Here is a 16,175-nt window from a genome sequence, read left to right on the forward strand (position 1 = left end):
GATTGAAATTGGGAATGAAGAAGCATTAAGATACCGCGTAGTGAAAGATTATACCCAAAGTATGTCTGTTTCCACTATGAACTTCGCTGACTCCATGTTTTACCTGAGATCTATAATATCCTTTTACTCCTTTGACTGGGAAAAAGTCAGTAGTGAATATGATCATATCTCCTCTTTCAGGACGGAACACTATCGGTTTAGATTGAGCTCTTGGTCTGGATTGAGTTAATACAAATTCGCCTCCTTCATAGTCTTTATCTGGCTCATTTAGGAAGAATGCTAATTGGATCGGAAAATAAATATCTCCGTATAGATCTTGGTGAAGAGTATTAAATCCTCCTTTTCCGTATTTGAGCAAAAGACTTGTAGGTTGAGTTTGTCCCTTCTCTTTGCATAGATCTTGAAAAGTATTCAAATCGAGTGGAAATCTGTTATTAATTCCCAGATTTTCCATCCATTGGTTCGCTAATGGAGAAAGTTTTGGATAGATTTCCTTTTTGATCTTAGTGATTTGTTCTGGTTCTGGGTTTTTGAAATATTTATATTCTCCGGAACCAAAACGATATTTTTCCATCACCACAGTTTTACGAAATAGATCTGATTGATCGTAGGAAGAGATCCATTCCGAACAACTTGCCTCATCTAATACTTTCTTTTGAAGGACGGCACCAGAAGAATTCAAGTTTTCTAATAGACTATGCCAATTTAATTTTAAAAAGTCCGGGTTCACAGATCATTCCTGTTTACCAGATCCGTCTTGGCAGCTTCCCAGCCGATCATCGCAACTTTACGAGAATCTCCCCAATGGTATTCTCCAAACTCTCCGGAAGAACGGATGATTCTATGACAAGGGATTAGAAATGCTACAGGATTATTACCAATCGCAGTTCCTATGGCTCTAGTTGCCTTAGGATTTCCCATTTGTTCTCCTATCTGCCCGTAGGTGGAAAGTTTCCCCATCGGGACTTTTAAAAGAGTTTCCCATACTTTGAGTTGGAAGTCGGTTCCCTTAAGATGCAACTTTATCTTACCCAGCTGGCTCCAATCATGAGTGAATATGAACAATGCATTCTGTTGGATCATATCTACGGTCTGATTATATGTTGCGTTCGGAAAGATGGATTTTAATTCTTGGAATACCTTCTTCTCATTTTCGGAAAATGAAATATAACAAATTCCTTTTGGTGTAGAAGCCACAAGTAATCTTCCAAAAGGGCTCTCGGCATAACTATAATTAATCGAAAGATCCTTTCCTCCGTTCTTGTACTCACCCGGAGTCATTCCTTCTATATTCACAAATAGATCATGCAATCTACCTGTCCCGGAAAGTCCCGAATCCAGAGCTGTATCAAGCAAGGAGGAGCCATTTTCTTTTAATAAACCTTTTGCATATTCCAAGGTGGTGTATTGTAAGAACTTCTTTGGACTTACTCCTGCCCAGTCCGTAAACATTCTCTGGAAATGATGAGGGCTAAGTTTGAGTTTGCCGGCTACATCTTCCAAGTTTGGTTGTGTTTTGAAATTTTTACGAAGATAGAAGATCGCGTCTGCAATCCTTTCGAAATCTGTGTTTTGTTGTCCTTTCATGGTCTTGGAGTATAGGTAAGAAAGAGTAAACTCGAAACCCGATACTTGCTATTTGTAATAAAATTATACAAATAATAAAATTTTCCTAAAAGTTTTTTTATCTTTTAGAAAAATCAATTTGTATTGAGGGAGAGATCCGGGCCGAAACCCGGACTTAAAAGAGTGGAAAGTTATTGAATGGCGCCTGTTATACCGGTAGGTGCTTGTAGATATTTTAAAGCACCATAAGCATCTACTGAAGTTCCATATTTGGTCTTGGCACTAATGGAAGAAGTTGTTTTACCTCCATTTCCAATCGCCTCTATTACATCTTGAGAATTTAGAGTTGGATTATAGGAACGGACAAGCGCTGCCACTCCAGCCACATGAGGCGTCGCCATTGATGTACCATCTATCACTTTATATTGGGTGAGATTGTCTTTATCCAAAGTGGTCAACTCGAATAAAACAACTCCAACCCCAGCCTTAGATATAGTCGAGTCCGAATAAAAATAAAAGGCAAACGTACAAGCTGTGGCTGAACCTGTGCAAAGTGGTAAAGAATATTCTACGGACCCTAAAGCACCGTTCATTTCTCCAGAATATACTCCTAATCCATAAGGGGATTGGCTAGGATGGGGTACTAAATTATCCCCACGATAGGAAGTATAAACTTTATCGTATGATTCGGTGTCCAGATAAATTAACGCGCTAACTTTTGTGAGATCGGTTCCGCTTGCAAGTGAAAACGTTTTATAGGCATAACTAGTAGTATTTGCAGCATAACCACTCGTAGATGTTCCTGCCATCACAGTTGCACAATCGTTAGGGAGAAGTAACATACTGTAGCTACTACCGCCTATTGTACAATTATTTGCCGCCCAGCTTGTGCCAGAGCTTAAATAAATTGTCCATGTGGAAAAATCGGTTAATTCATATCCTTCTAATCCTGTCCAAGAACTTCTGATATTTGTTCCGGGAGCTCCCACATCTACGGAACGATTTGTGGAGGTTGCATTTGAATCATAATTAGAAAAGTTAGCGACTAGATACGCTTGGTCCAATGCTCCTACGCATAAAAGATTCGTGTGAGTGAATTCACATGGGTAGGATTGTTGATAAAGAGAAGTACTCGAGCCTTGCAAATCTGCGCCATCATTACCTGCAGCTACTATAAATAAAGCCTCATAAGGGCTTCCTGAGGCGGCGGAGGTAATTGCATTTGCAAATGAACTATCGTAAGTATTTCCGCCGAGACTCAAGTTAATTACCTTAGCTCCGTTACGTAATGCAAAATTGATCCCTTTTACGATGTCAGCTGTGGTTCCGGAACCGAATTCATCTAAAACTCTAACCGCCATTATTTTGGCGTTCCAACAGACTCCTGAGGATCCAAGATTATTATCTCCTTTCGCAGCGATTGTTCCTGCCACATGAGTTCCATGCCCGTCCAAGTCCATAGGATCTGAATCTATATCTGCATAATCATAACCATTCGAACATGCTCCGAGGGAAACTCCAGTATCACTCACACAACTTGCGCTAGACCACATATTTGAAGAAAGATCCTCATGATTGTAGTTCACCCCGGAATCAATAACGGCAACTACTGTGGTAGTACAATCCGTTTGTAGATCCCATGCGTTTTGCATATTCATGTCGTTGCCACTTGTCCCAGGGTTAGAAGTGGAATAAGAAGGAGAAAAAATTGTCTGTCCGGAATTTTTCAGACCCCAAAGTTGATTGAACCCTGGATCATTCGGTGTTTTCACAGTTTTATGATACACATAATTAGGCTGAGCAAATTCCACTCCAGGTTGGTTATTATATTCTTGGATAGCTTCTTCTATGGAAGAACCTTCTCTTACGGAAATTCTACTAAGTCCGTTTGAATGAACGGATTCTAGAAGGGAACCTCCTAGCTTATTTGCTGCAAAGGTTTTGACGGATTCTCCGGTATTTCCTTTGAATTTTACTAGGATCTCTCCTTGCACGAATTTTTGATTCTTTGCGAATCTGCGTTTTTTGAGACCTTCTGAGCTTGAATCAGTTTGGGCTAAGGATTCGAACTGCCTTTTGATCTTTTGTAGGAAGTTTTGGTCTGAACCTTTTGCAGTTAGACCTCCTACGAATAAGAGTGTAAGTATAAATATTAAGATTTGGATCTTCATATTTTTTTTGAAGAATTGGATTAATTTTTTCATATTATGGACCAGTAATATTGATAGAGAATTGAGAAGAAAAAGCGGAACCTGTATTTAAAGTCGAGTAAGACTTTAACTTAACGTAATATGTTCCGGTAGAGGTGAAGGTTATTAATTTGCTATTTGGAGCGTAAGAACCGCTTGTCCAAGGAACATTTGTGCAAGTTACTCCGGAGTCTCCTTCTGCCGTAAAGGTTGACCCTTTTTTATAACAGACTTTAAAACCTCCGCCGGATTTATTAACATCCTTTTCTTTTGCATTGTTCCATTGTATTAAAACATCCTTACTACCACCGACTCCGCTAAGATCAATGGCAGAAGAAGATGCAGAACCCAAATCTCCATTGGAAGATGCGAGAGTCACTTTTGCCGTTTTACTTCCGTTGCTAGATGGACTAAATTTAATCGTAAACGTAGTGGAAGAATTTGGCGAAAGAGTCAAGAGTGGAGGTTGAGTCACTGAAAACTCGCTCTGATTTGTGCCGCTTAAAGTAACCGGGGTGCTAGGCAGAGTCAAGTTGGCTGTCCCTGAATTTAAGATTGTAACAGAGATCGAACTGGAGCTGGCTCCAGGGAGAATACTTCCGAAACTAAAAGTATGCCCTGTTCCGGTTGTTGCATCTTCTGTAATACTACTATTATTTACGTAAGATACTTTTATATTAGGGACCGGACCAGAAGTGCCTGTGCCGTTTAATGCTATTTGGAAAGGAGAAGAACTATCATTACTTTGGATATTAAAACTTGCGGAATATGAGGCAGAAGAAGTCGGCGCAAAAGTGATCGAGATAGTTCTACTTCCTCCCGAAACGATTGTGCTACTTCCGGATAAAGCACTTAGGCTAAACTTAGAACTATCTGTTCCGGTTATGCTTGTGTTCGAAATAGTAAGATCTTGGTCGCCTATATTATAGATTGTTAATTGATTTGTCTGAGTGGTTCCGGAACTGGTCGCGAAGTTCAGATTAGAAACGCCGGAAGTTAGGGAATTATCACCATAACTTAAGTTGATATCCGGGCCAGGTAGAGGAGTTGCGGTAACTTCGATATTTAGAAGGAAATTTGAACTCAAGGGATCGTCCGAAACAATCTTTAAAGTCGCCTTTTTTACACCGAGGGTCTTAGGCGAAAAGGTAAGGGTGAATGTTTGGGTCGCGCTAGCGCTTAAAACGTTTGAGGTTGGCTGAGTTAGGCTGAATTGGTCCGAATGACTTCCGCCTAAAATAACGTAGTTTGGAGCACCACTGAGCGTTATACTTTCTGAGCTTGTATTCGTAATTACCATTGTATATTGATTTACGCTGCTAGCATATAAACTACCCAACTTTAAAGTTCTGCCTGTCGGCAATCCAGCGTAACCTTGTCTTCCTACCTTTAGGGAAGAGTTTGTTACAGTTGGAGGAGTTGATCCTCCACCAAGGAAGAACTTAAGTCCACCGCCTCCTCCCCCGTCGCATGTCACAAGCGTTAGGAGAAAAAGAACAAATAAGAAACAGAATCGAATATTTTGCAAATTGGGGAGTTTTATTGTCATAAAAATAAAATAGAATTCCAGAGAATTTCATACTTGATAGAGCGCGAATCTTTTCCGCGGTAATAAGGCAAAAAAACAGGATCCGCTGTACCTAATTTGAGATATTTCACTTAAAGAATTACGTTATGTGCCCTAAGGGATAATTGATTTAAAGTTACCGTCTCATTTTTACTTTTCCGCAAATTTGCAAATGGCTTGACGATTCTTGAATTCAGGTCCATTTTTAGAAAAATGTCACAATATGTGACATTTTAAAAAGAGGGGATGTGGGAACAAGGGAGCAAACCAGAGAACTTGTATTAGAAGCCGCAGAATCGCTGTTTTTAGCCAAAGGACTCCTGGATGTTTCTATGGAGGAGATTGCCGCCAAAGCAACTTGCACCAGGCGAAATCTGTACCGTTATTTTGATACAAAAGAAGCACTCAGTATCGCGGTTCTTCGTAAACTTCTTTCTCCTTGGAATGATTTTCAGCTCCAAACATTTGAAAAGCTGAGAAGTTCCAATCTTTCCGGTAAGGAAGAGCTTGTTTCCTTTCTCAAAACTCTAGCTAAATATTTAGAAACTCATAAACCTTTACTACGTTTTACTGCAGAGTTCGACTTTGTATTCAGAGAGCGTGGTTCTTTTCAATTGGATGCTTCTTCGGAAGAGTCACTATTCGCAGAGTTCCTATTCACCGAAAAACTTATCATACAAATTTTAGAAAAGGGGGAAGGGGATAGAAGTCTTAGTATCCCTTCTTCCTTAGCAATACTAGTTCCTACAATTACAACAGTTCTTTGGAGCCTTGGGCAGAGAGTCGCTCTTAGAGAAACTTTGATCCCAAGAGAATTCGGCGTGAATGGTATGGAGCTTGTACAAACACAAATTGATCTATTGGTGCTTGCGTTAGAAATGAAAGAAGGCCTCGGAGAAAAGAAGGAGAATTAACATGTCTAAAAGTTTCGAACTTCCTAAAGATTTTTTATTGGGTTCTGCGACAGCAGCAACTCAGATAGAAGGTGGAGATATATATAATAATTGGTATGCTTGGTCTCTGATCGGAAAAGTAGGAAATGGAGAATCTTCCATCACTGGAGCGGATCATTATCGTAGATATGTAGAAGATATAGAACTTCTTTCTCAACTCCACCAAGAATGTTATCGGATGAGCATCGAATGGAGTCGTATAGAACCTAAACAAGGAGAATGGTCCGCGGAAGGAGTGGAACATTATCGGGACGAGTTCCAAAGACTTATCAAAGCAGGCATTAAACCACTTGTAACTCTTCATCATTTCTCTTGTCCTCAATGGTTCCAAGAAAAAGGAGGATGGCTTTCCAAGGATGCAGTAGAGGACTTCATGAGATTTGTGGACTTCTCCATTAAAAATTTCGGGGATCTCGTTTCAGAATGGTGTACTATCAATGAGCCGAATGTATTCGCAAATGATAGTTATATGGATGGAAAATATCCTCCAGGAAGTCACGGTGATATTGCGGCTTACATGAAGGTTACTAAAAATCTAATCTTAGTACATTTGAAATCATATAAGCTGATCCATAAAATCCGGAAGGAACTCGGATTTGTGGGAGAAACTAAAGTTGGTTTTGCACATCATCTTGCTATATTCGAACCTTTTAATTCTCATCCACTCGCCAAATTAGGATGTTTTTTAAGCGATTATCTATTTCACGAAATCCATATGAAAGGTTTTGTAGAAGGTAAACTTTGTTTTCCTGTAGGTTTCGGTTATCCGGAAGGGAAGGGGATCTTCTGTGATTTTATTGGGATCAATTATTATTCCAGACATTTATTCAAAGCTAGCTATAATCCGGGAAATCTATTCGCTACTCCTTTGGTGGATCCTAGTATCTCACAATCAGAGAAAAATGATCTAGGTTGGGAAATTTATCCGGAAGGTATTCACAAAGTTTGCCATCGAGCTTGGGACAAATACAAACTTCCTATCTATATTACAGAGAATGGAATCCCGGATGAGAAAGATGAGAAGAGAGAAAAATATATCGTAGACCATCTCTATCAGATTAAACTTCTCTTGGATGAAGGTGTCAAAGTGGAACGTTATTATCATTGGTCCTTTTTAGATAATTTAGAATGGAATGATGGTTATGGTCCTCGTTTTGGTTTGGTAGAAGTGGATTATACTACTATGAAAAGAAAACCTAGAATGAGCGCACTTCGTTACGCAGAGATTTGTAGGACTAAGAGGATCGAAAATAGATCTATCTGAATAATCTCATTTGCCAGTTGAGATCGATTGGAGATAATTTTTCATCATGTTGAGAAAGTGACCGGATAATTTCCGGTCACCTGATCCTTTTAAGAAGCCATAGACTCCTTCATGAAACATTACGATAAAGGAAGCAGCTTCCTGGGTATTGATATTTTCTAGGATCAGTCCGTTCTCTTTTGCTCGTACCAATTCTTTTTCTAATTCTTGGATCCAAAGCTGAAGAGCGGATTTTAATCGAGTATGGAATCCTTTATCCACAGGAGACATCTCCTGCATAAAATTATTCAAAGGGCATCCATAACGAATTAGATCCGGCTTAATATCGCAGATATGTTTTTGCATCAGATCCAGGATCCCTTGCAAAGGATCCTCGTAATCCTGGAGAGGGCGGATCCAGCGGTCTATAATCAGAGGCCGGATAACTTCCTCCACCACCGCGTAACCTAAAATGAACTTGGTAGGAAATTGATGGTAAAACGCTCCTTTACTCAAATCAGTTCCCTTTACTATATCATCCATGCTTGTGGCCTGAAAGCCTGATTGGAAAAACTTCTGAAAGGCAGTGTATAGGATTTTCTCTCTGGTTTTTTCCAGATCTCGGGTTTTTGGTAACTGTTTTACTGCCTTCTTCATTTATTTCGGAACTTAATCTCTCCTACTAATTAAGTTATTTTCCCGAATTCCGCAACAAAAAAGGATGCGGGAAAATATTTTTCTTGTAACATACTAATTAGTATGTTAATGAGATCCATCCGTTTGCAAAATATTATGCAGCGGAAAAATCTATTGGATAATAGTATGATACCGATCAATTTAACTTCAGTTTTGTTGGCTACTCTTGCCGCTATGGTTTTAGGCTTTCTTTTGCATGGACCCATTCTTGGCAAAGTTTGGATGAGGCTCGCGAATATTGTGCCCACAGGAAATGAAAAGTTTTCAGATATGCTTCCGAATTTATTTTGGAACTTAGTCGCAAACTTTGTGACCGCTTATGTGATAGCCGTCATTTATCTGTTCGCTATGCCTTCTCCTTATCTGGCGGGTGAGGGTATTTGGAGAGGAGTAATTTGTGCACTTTGGCTATGGATCGGTTTTGTAGTAACCTCCACTTCGATGGAAGTGATTTGGATGGGAAGAAAACTTGGCCTTTGGTTATTCGAATGCGGCTGTTCTTTTCTGGTTATGTCGGTCATGGGTGCGATCATCGCAAGTTATTGAAATAAAAGCCGGCTGGCTCTAACCGGACTTTCGTTCTACGAGTAGTAGCGCCATTGTAATGAGGCTACTACTGAATATAAGAAAAGTTTATTTCTTTTTAGGTCGGTAAGGTTCTTTTAAAGACTTGGTTGCCGCTCTTCTTTGGATTCGAAGTAAAGCAGAGAGATTCTTTCTTTGACGTACGCGCACCTTGGCGAACGAATGGATTTTTGCTTACGGTCTTCTCTTATGTCAGTACCATTCTTAAATCCAGGAATATTCGCACATATTGATGCGGGTAAGACCACACTCTTAGAAAGGATCTTATTCGAGACCGGCAAAATTTCTGCGCCGGGCAGAATTGAAGAAGGTACCACAGAGTCCGATTATCTTCCGGAAGAGATAGAAAGAGGAATTTCTATCCAATCTACTGTGGCTCGGATTCCTTATCCTGATACGAAAAAGCCTCGGGTCATTCTCCAATTCGTGGATAATCCTGGACATCTTGACTTTCAGTCCCAAGCAAACGCTTCTTTGCTCGTTTCCGACTTCGGCTTGGTTCTTATAGATTCATTCGAAGGATTAAAATCCCAGACCTTCCAGAACGTCGAAGCACTTAGAAAGTCAGGAAAACCAATATTATTTTTTCTAAATAAACTAGATCGTCCTGGTGCGGACATTCTTTCTCCACTCGTTGATCTAGAAGTCGCCTTAGGAAAAGAACCGATCCTTTTATTCAAAGAAGACGGAAGTATTCCCGTTTTAAAGGGAGAAGGTCAGGAGTCGGAGTTCCTACCGCTCATAGAATGGGACCACGGACTTTCGGAAGAATATCTGAAAGATCATAAACTTCTTCCTAAACTTGCTCTCAAAGGTTTGGTACAAGGGTTCTGGGAAGGAAAAATTTTTCCAGTGCTCGGAGGTTCTGCACTCCAAGGACTCGGCGTAAAGGAATTACTCTCCCTATTAGAGATCCTCGCCCAAGGAAAGCCTTCTTCTCCTTCTTCCAAAGAGCAAACAGGTGTTGCTTTCAAAAGAGAGATCCATCCTGAACTTGGAAAACTTCTTCATTTCCAAACTTTGGCATCCATTAAGGTCGGAGACTTCTTCTTACATGGCGAAACAAGACATAAGATAGAGAATTTATACCAAATTTCCGCAAGAGATTATGAGGAAGTTTCCGCGGGCTATGCAGGAGAACTTCTCGCAACTACTTCTCTTTTGGATTGGATCCCTGGAGAAATCCTTTCGAGACATAATATAGAAAACAAAACTCTACTCTCTCCGATTAGAAAACAATTTCAGATCTTGATAGAACCTGAAAAAGAAGAAGATCGACAGGAACTTTGGGATCGTTTGCAAGATCTGGCCTGGTTGGATGAAGCGGTAAGTGTAGATATTCTTTCTGAAACGGGGCAATTTCGTTTATCAGGCACCGGTGAGTTACATTTGGAGATCTCTCTTTCGCGTTTAAAGGAGTCTTTTTCGAAAAGCTTTCAAACAAGTGGAATCAAGGTTGCAAGATTTGCTCTATGGAAAAATTTGGTTCAAAAGGTCGCATTTCAGCATACCGCGTTCGATCAAAAGATCTCGAGCGGTCAGGTGCTCGCGTCCTTGGAAAGTTCTCACAACTTTTCTAAGGGAGTGCGGTTTAATGTTCAGCTAGCTGATCCAATCAAAGAGGCGATTACATCCGCGTTTACGGAAGTCACCGCCCGGGGAATAGATGGAGAAGAAGTTCTCGGTCTACAAATGATTGTCGAGGGTTACGAGTCTCCAAGTGAGACAAAGTCTTTCGATCTTTCTTCCCTGATCAAAGTAGCTGTCATCAAAGGTTTAAAGGACATAATTCCGAATCATTCGGTTTTCATTGGTCCCCTTTCCGAGTTAGAGATTCTTACACCGAATCAATATCTCGGAGATATATTGGCCAGTTTGGCTAAGAGGGACGCGAAGATTCGTAAGGTCACTGAGTTGACCGAAGGGCGTCATTTGATCCAGGCAAGCGCTTCTACGCAAAACTTGCTTGGCTTTAGCGGTGTCCTTAGAAATATGGCACAGGGAAGGGGCGTCCTATCTTTGGACACCCTTTTCGACTTTGATAACCATTCTGTATTGTTTTAACAAACAAGTCTGTATTCAGATTTGTTAATAAAGTAAGGAGTTAAAAACGCTATGGCTAAGGAGAAATTCGACAGGTCCAAACCACACTTAAACGTTGGTACAATCGGACACGTTGACCATGGAAAAACCACGCTAACGGCAGCAATCACCACTACGCTTGCAAAAGTATTGGGTGGAAAAAACAAAGCCGTAGCGTACGACCAAATCGATAACGCACCTGAGGAAAAAGCTCGTGGTATCACCATCGCTACTTCTCACCAAGAGTATGAGACTGCGAACCGCCACTATGCTCACGTAGACTGCCCAGGTCACGCTGACTATGTTAAAAACATGATCACCGGTGCTGCTCAGATGGACGCTGCGATCCTAGTTGTATCTGCAACTGACGGACCAATGCCTCAAACGAAAGAGCATATCCTGCTCGCTCGTCAGGTAGGTGTTCCTTACATCATCGTATTCATCAACAAAGCTGACATGCTTGCTGCTGATGAGCGCGAAGAGATGATCCAAATGGTTGAGATGGACGTTCGTGACTTGTTAAACAAGTACAGCTTCCCTGGTGATGACACCCCAATCATTTACGGATCCGCTCTTAAAGCTCTTGAAGGCGACGAGTCTGAGTTAGGAGCTCCATCTGTAGTTAAACTAATGGAAGCTCTGGACACTTACGTTCCGAATCCAAAACGTATCGTTGACAAACCATTCCTAATGCCAGTAGAGGACGTGTTCTCTATTACTGGTCGTGGAACTGTTGCAACTGGAAGAGTAGAGCAAGGAACTTTGAAAATCAACGACGAAGTTGAAATCGTTGGTGTTCGTCCGACTACTAAAACAGTTGTTACTGGTATCGAGATGTTCCGTAAACTTTTAGATTCCGCAGAAGCTGGAGACAATATCGGTGCTCTTCTTCGTGGAACTAAAAAAGAAGACATCGAAAGAGGACAGGTTCTTGCTAAGCCAGGATCAATCACTCCTCACAAAAAATTCAACGCGGAAGTTTACGTTCTTACTAAGGACGAAGGTGGACGTCACACTCCATTCTTCAATAACTACCGTCCACAGTTCTATTTTAGAACTACCGACATCACTGGCGTTTGTAACCTACCTAACGGTATGGAAATGGTAATGCCTGGTGACAACGTTACGATGAGCATCGAGTTGATCCACCCGATCGCTATGGACAAAGGTCTTAAATTCGCGATTCGCGAAGGTGGAAAGACTATCGGTTCTGGCGTAGTGGCTGAGATCACCGAGTAAGAGAAAGGAAATGGCTGGCCAAAAGATCAGAGTAAAGCTTAAAGCTTTCGATCATAAGTTGATCGACCAATCAACTTACGAGATCGTTGCGACTGCCAAAAGGACCGGGGCTACTGTCTCCGGTCCGATTCCTCTTCCAACGAAGAAGGAAATATACACAGTCCTCCGTTCTCCACACGTAAATAAAAAATCAAGAGAGCAGTTTGAGATGAAAACTCACAAAAGGCTCATAGACATTCTGGACACCAATGAAGACACAGTTGAGGCTTTAATGAAGCTACAACTCCCTGCAGGTGTTTCAGTGGATATTAAATCCTAAGGGAAGAAGAAATGGCAAAGGGATTAATCGGTAAAAAGATAGGGATGTCCCAAATCTTCGACGAGCAAGGAAACATTATTCCTGTAACCGTCTTAGAGGTAGGTCCCTGCGCAGTTTCCCAAGTCAAGTCCGCCGCTACGGACGGTTACGACGCGATACAATTAGCTTATCAGGATGATAAAGAAAAACACCTGACCAAAAGCGAGATAAAGCATTTGGCAAAAGCTGGACTAACTCCTAAGAGAGTGTTGAAGGAATTCCGGAATTTCGGCGAAGAGCCGGCTGCAGGCGCTGAGATAAAAGCTCAAGACGTGTTTGCTGTTGCGGATATTGTAAAAGTTACAGGAACCAGCAAAGGTAAAGGTTTCCAAGGTGTTATCAAAAGATACGGACACCATGGTGGACCAGGAGCTCACGGTTCTCGTTTTCATAGACATCCAGGATCCATGGGATCCAACACTACTCCAGGTAGAGTATTCAAAGGTCGTAAATTACCGGGCCGTATGGGTTTTGATACAAAAACTGTATTAAACCTGAAAGTGGTTCGTATTCACGAAGCAGAAAATTTGGTTTTTGTAAGTGGATCCGTTCCGGGACCTGCAAACTCCATCATCACTATTGAGAAGATATAAAGACCGCGGTTAGTCATGAAAGCACAGAAGTACTCAAAAGAAGGAAAACTGCTCTCGGAAATCGAACTTCCTGCAGCGTTGTTCGAATCCAAATATAGCAGTGGCGCGATTTACGACGCCATCAAAGCGGAGAATGCTAACCTTCGCTCCGGGAATCATCATACCAAAACTCGCTCGGAAGTATCCGGGGGTGGTAAAAAGCCTTGGTCCCAAAAAGGAACCGGTAGAGCTCGTCAAGGTTCTATCCGTGCTCCTCAATGGGTGGGCGGTGGTACTGTTCACGGACCTCGCAAGAGAGATTATTCTTATAACGTTTCTCCAAAAGTGAAACGCAGAGCGGTTCTTTCCGTTTTGAATAAGAAAGCCCAAGACGCGGTCATTAAAGTAGTAGAAGATCTGGATCCAAAAGAATTCAGCACTAAAGCTTTCTCTACTTTATTCAATAATATCGGATTAAAGAACACCGGAGTGATCGGATTCTTAGTAGGTGGAGAGAACGATTTCCTTAAAAAGTCGGTTCGTAATATCCCTACTGTAAAATACATCAACTCCAAACGTATCGCGGTTCGTGACATTCTATATAATAGAAATCTTGTAATCACCGAAGGTGCTTTGGGAGAAATTCTCAAACATTACGGAGAAGGAAAATGAATCTTAACGAAGTGATCTTATCTCCGATCATCACTGAAAAGTCTCAGGATCTTGAGACTATCGGTGAAAAAGCCGGTAAAAGAACCGTAAAATACACTGTGGAAATCCACCCTAGAGCTAACAAAACTCTAGTGAAGGAAGCTTTCCGTAAAATTTACAATGTAGTACCTTCTTCCGTAAACATCCAAGTGTATCGCGGAAAGATAAAAAGATTCCGTCATCTACCTGCTCCTAAAGCTCATTGGAAAAAAGCAATCGTGACTTTCCAAGACGGAGCTAGCATCGACTTCGGAAAGGAAGCATAAGAAATGGGAATTAAAAAGTTTAAACCCGTTACTGCCGCCAGCCGTTTTAAATCGGTATTAACCTTCGAGGAAATCACCGAGACAGAACCGTATCGCCCTTTAACGATCAGCTTAAATTACAAAGCAGGTCGCGGAGAAGGTGGTAAAATTGCGGTTCGCAGAAAAGGCGGAAGAGTAAAACGCAAATATCGTATCATCGACTTCAAACGTCGCAAAGTAGGGATTACCGCTACAGTTAAAACTGTAGAATACGATCCTTATCGTTCGGCGTTTATTTCTCTCGTTAGTTACTCTGACGGAGAATACGCTTATATCCTAAATGCTGAAGGCATGAAAGTTGGAGACAAAGTTTCCAATGGAGAAGGCGCTGAAATTAAAGTTGGAAACGCACTTCCACTCGGAAAAATTCCTCCAGGCACTAACGTGCATAACGTGGAATTGAAAATTGGAAGAGGCGGGCAAATCGCAAGAACTGCAGGATCCTTCGCTACTATCGCAGGTAGAGACGGAGAGTATGTTCTTCTGAAACTTCCAAGCTCCGAAGTTCGTAAAGTTCACCAGAACTGCTACGCTACTATAGGAATTTGCAGCAATAGAGATCATAACCTTGTTTCCATCGGTAAAGCCGGTAGAAACAGATGGTTGGGAAAACGTCCTAAGGTCAGAGGGGTTGTAATGAACCCGGTTGATCACCCACATGGTGGTGGTGAGGGACGTACTTCCGGAGGACGTCACCCAGTGACTCCTTGGGGTATTCCAACTAAAGGATACAAAACTCGTCGTAGGGCTAAACCTTCCGACAAGTTCATTATCCAGAAGAGAAAGGGAAATAGGAGCAGGTAATCATCATGAGATCTTCTAAAAAAGGTCCGTTCATCGACAGTCACCTCATGAGCAAGGTGATCAAGCTGAACTCTGAAAACCAAAAGAAACCGTTTAAGACCTGGTCTCGTAGAAGTACGATTTTCCCGGACATGATCGGTCACACCATCATGGTTCATAACGGAAACAAATTTATCCCTGTTTTCATTAACGACAACATGGTAGGACACAAGTTAGGAGAATTCGCTCCGACTCGTACTTATCGTGGTCATGGAAACACCGATAAAAAGGCGGCTAAGAAGTAATGGAAGCCGTAGCAATCGCAAGATTTATTAGAATGTCGCCTCGTAAACTTCGTCTTGTTGCGGATGAGATCCGTGGATACGAAGTTGCTGAAGCTCTGGATATTCTTAAATATACTAACAAAAGAGCGATCGAGCCTATCTTCAAACTTATCAAATCCGCTTCTGCAAACGCAGTTGTGAAAAGTGATAACGCTGATCCAGGCAAGATGTTCATTAAAAAGATCCTGGTGGACGAAGGCCCAATTCTTAAACGCTTCCGTCCTCGTGCTCGCGGTAGAGCTGCAAGGATCCGTAAGAGAACCAGCCACGTTACAGTGGTAATCTCGGATTAATAGGGGAAATCATGGGACAGAAAGTTAACCCAATCGGACTTCGTATCGGAATTACCCGCGGATGGGATTCCATCTGGTTCTCTCAGCAGGACTATAAAAAGAACCTGCACGAAGATATTAGAATTCGTAGATTTATCCAAGGCCGTTTCAAAGAAGCTGGCGTTGTAAAAGTTGTAGTGGAGCGTTTTCCTGAGAAGATCAACGTGAACCTTCACACTGCTAAGCCAGGTGTGGTAATCGGTAAAAACGGAGCGAATATCGAAGCCGTTAAAAAAGTCCTTAAGACTATGACCGAAAAACCTCTTAATCTTAACATTATCGAAGTTAAGAAGCCTGAGACTATTGCACAATGTATCGCTGAATCTATCGCGATCCAAATCCAAGAACGTCAGCCGTTCCGCCGCGTGATGAAACAAGAACTTCGTCGTGCGATGAGAGGTGGAGTAGAAGGAATTAAGATCCTTATCTCCGGACGTTTGAACGGAGCGGATATGGCTCGTCGCGAAGGTTATCGTGAAGGAAGAATTCCTCTTCATACCCTTAGAGCGAAAATCGATCTAGGATTCCGTGAAGCAAGCACCACTTTCGGACAAATCGGAGTGAAGGTTTGGACTTACACTGGAGACTTCATCAACAGTAAAGAAGAGTCCGAAGAAGATAAATACGCCGTTAAAAGAAGGACCAACTGA

The 16,175-nt window shown here is 41.6% G+C and carries 18 protein-coding genes; 13 read left to right on the forward strand and 5 right to left on the reverse strand.

The window, feature by feature from the left end; all coding sequences use genetic code 11:
* Positions 1-25: 25 nt before the first annotated feature.
* The 4 genes from EHO58_RS10605 to EHO58_RS10620 form a co-directional block, all read right to left on the reverse strand.
* Positions 26-730 (reverse strand): 2OG-Fe(II) oxygenase, encoded by a 705-nt coding sequence (locus EHO58_RS10605; protein WP_135679902.1) that lies wholly within the window; start codon positions 728-730, stop codon positions 26-28.
* Positions 727-1,587 carry a bifunctional helix-turn-helix domain-containing protein/methylated-DNA--[protein]-cysteine S-methyltransferase gene (locus tag EHO58_RS10610; protein ID WP_135628996.1) on the reverse strand — a complete coding sequence of 287 codons (861 nt, stop codon included), beginning with the start codon at positions 1,585-1,587 and terminating at the stop codon, positions 727-729. The genes EHO58_RS10605 and EHO58_RS10610 overlap by 4 nt, the downstream gene beginning before the upstream one ends.
* A gap of 170 nt (positions 1,588-1,757) precedes the next feature.
* Positions 1,758-3,770 carry a S8 family serine peptidase gene (locus tag EHO58_RS10615; protein WP_244241134.1) on the reverse strand — a complete coding sequence of 671 codons (2,013 nt, stop codon included), beginning with the start codon at positions 3,768-3,770 and terminating at the stop codon, positions 1,758-1,760.
* 1 nt (position 3,771) lies between these two features.
* Positions 3,772-5,304 carry a choice-of-anchor D domain-containing protein gene (locus EHO58_RS10620; RefSeq protein WP_135679903.1) on the reverse strand — a complete coding sequence of 511 codons (1,533 nt, stop codon included), beginning with the start codon at positions 5,302-5,304 and terminating at the stop codon, positions 3,772-3,774.
* Between the two features lie 266 nt (positions 5,305-5,570).
* Between EHO58_RS10620 and EHO58_RS10625 the strand changes: the two genes are divergently transcribed.
* Positions 5,571-6,236 (forward strand): TetR/AcrR family transcriptional regulator, encoded by a 666-nt coding sequence (locus EHO58_RS10625; protein ID WP_135679904.1) that lies wholly within the window; start codon positions 5,571-5,573, stop codon positions 6,234-6,236.
* A gap of 1 nt (position 6,237) precedes the next feature.
* Complete coding sequence (locus EHO58_RS10630; RefSeq protein ID WP_135679905.1) at positions 6,238-7,539, forward strand: glycoside hydrolase family 1 protein; 1,302 nt, start codon at positions 6,238-6,240, stop codon at positions 7,537-7,539.
* Positions 7,540-7,545: 6 nt separating this feature from the next.
* Here EHO58_RS10630 and EHO58_RS10635 read toward each other — a convergent pair whose 3' ends face one another.
* On the reverse strand, positions 7,546-8,175 hold the full coding sequence (locus EHO58_RS10635; protein WP_135679906.1) for a TetR/AcrR family transcriptional regulator: 630 nt from the start codon (positions 8,173-8,175) through the stop codon (positions 7,546-7,548).
* A 165-nt stretch (positions 8,176-8,340) separates the two neighbouring features.
* Here EHO58_RS10635 and EHO58_RS10640 point away from each other — a divergent pair, with 165 nt between their 5' ends.
* The 11 genes from EHO58_RS10640 to rpsC all read left to right on the forward strand — a co-directional run bounded on the left by EHO58_RS10640 (position 8,341) and on the right by rpsC (position 16,175).
* Positions 8,341-8,760: a DUF1761 domain-containing protein gene (locus EHO58_RS10640; protein ID WP_135679907.1), complete on the forward strand. Its 420-nt coding sequence runs from the start codon at positions 8,341-8,343 to the stop codon at positions 8,758-8,760.
* A gap of 228 nt (positions 8,761-8,988) precedes the next feature.
* Positions 8,989-10,863, forward strand: a complete 1,875-nt coding sequence (locus EHO58_RS10645) for an elongation factor G-like protein (protein ID WP_135679908.1) — start codon at positions 8,989-8,991, stop codon at positions 10,861-10,863.
* Positions 10,864-10,914: 51 nt separating this feature from the next.
* Positions 10,915-12,120: an elongation factor Tu gene (tuf, locus tag EHO58_RS10650; RefSeq protein ID WP_100710919.1), complete on the forward strand. Its 1,206-nt coding sequence runs from the start codon at positions 10,915-10,917 to the stop codon at positions 12,118-12,120.
* 10 nt (positions 12,121-12,130) lie between these two features.
* Positions 12,131-12,439: a 30S ribosomal protein S10 gene (gene rpsJ / locus EHO58_RS10655; protein ID WP_008593919.1), complete on the forward strand. Its 309-nt coding sequence runs from the start codon at positions 12,131-12,133 to the stop codon at positions 12,437-12,439.
* Positions 12,440-12,450: 11 nt separating this feature from the next.
* Positions 12,451-13,071 carry a 50S ribosomal protein L3 gene (gene rplC, locus EHO58_RS10660; RefSeq protein ID WP_135679909.1) on the forward strand — a complete coding sequence of 207 codons (621 nt, stop codon included), beginning with the start codon at positions 12,451-12,453 and terminating at the stop codon, positions 13,069-13,071.
* Positions 13,072-13,086: 15 nt separating this feature from the next.
* A complete protein-coding gene (gene rplD, locus EHO58_RS10665) occupies positions 13,087-13,722 on the forward strand; it encodes a 50S ribosomal protein L4 (protein ID WP_135629005.1) in 636 nt (211 codons plus the stop codon).
* Entirely contained in the window at positions 13,719-14,027 is a 309-nt protein-coding gene (locus EHO58_RS10670; RefSeq protein ID WP_086448201.1) for a 50S ribosomal protein L23, read from the forward strand. The genes rplD and EHO58_RS10670 overlap by 4 nt, the downstream gene beginning before the upstream one ends.
* A 3-nt stretch (positions 14,028-14,030) precedes the next feature.
* A complete protein-coding gene (rplB, locus tag EHO58_RS10675; protein WP_100724357.1) occupies positions 14,031-14,870 on the forward strand; it encodes a 50S ribosomal protein L2 in 840 nt (279 codons plus the stop codon).
* A gap of 2 nt (positions 14,871-14,872) precedes the next feature.
* Positions 14,873-15,154: a 30S ribosomal protein S19 gene (rpsS, locus tag EHO58_RS10680; protein WP_024863921.1), complete on the forward strand. Its 282-nt coding sequence runs from the start codon at positions 14,873-14,875 to the stop codon at positions 15,152-15,154.
* Complete coding sequence (gene rplV / locus EHO58_RS10685; RefSeq protein WP_086448203.1) at positions 15,154-15,486, forward strand: 50S ribosomal protein L22; 333 nt, start codon at positions 15,154-15,156, stop codon at positions 15,484-15,486. Before rpsS ends, rplV begins: the two co-directional genes overlap by 1 nt.
* 11 nt (positions 15,487-15,497) lie before the next feature.
* The gene (gene rpsC / locus EHO58_RS10690) at positions 15,498-16,175 is read left to right on the forward strand and encodes a 30S ribosomal protein S3 (RefSeq protein WP_135629006.1); all 678 of its coding nucleotides are present in this window, start codon (positions 15,498-15,500) and stop codon (positions 16,173-16,175) included.

This window comes from Leptospira selangorensis (genome assembly GCF_004769405.1).
Lineage (GTDB): Bacteria > Spirochaetota > Leptospiria > Leptospirales > Leptospiraceae > Leptospira_B > Leptospira_B selangorensis.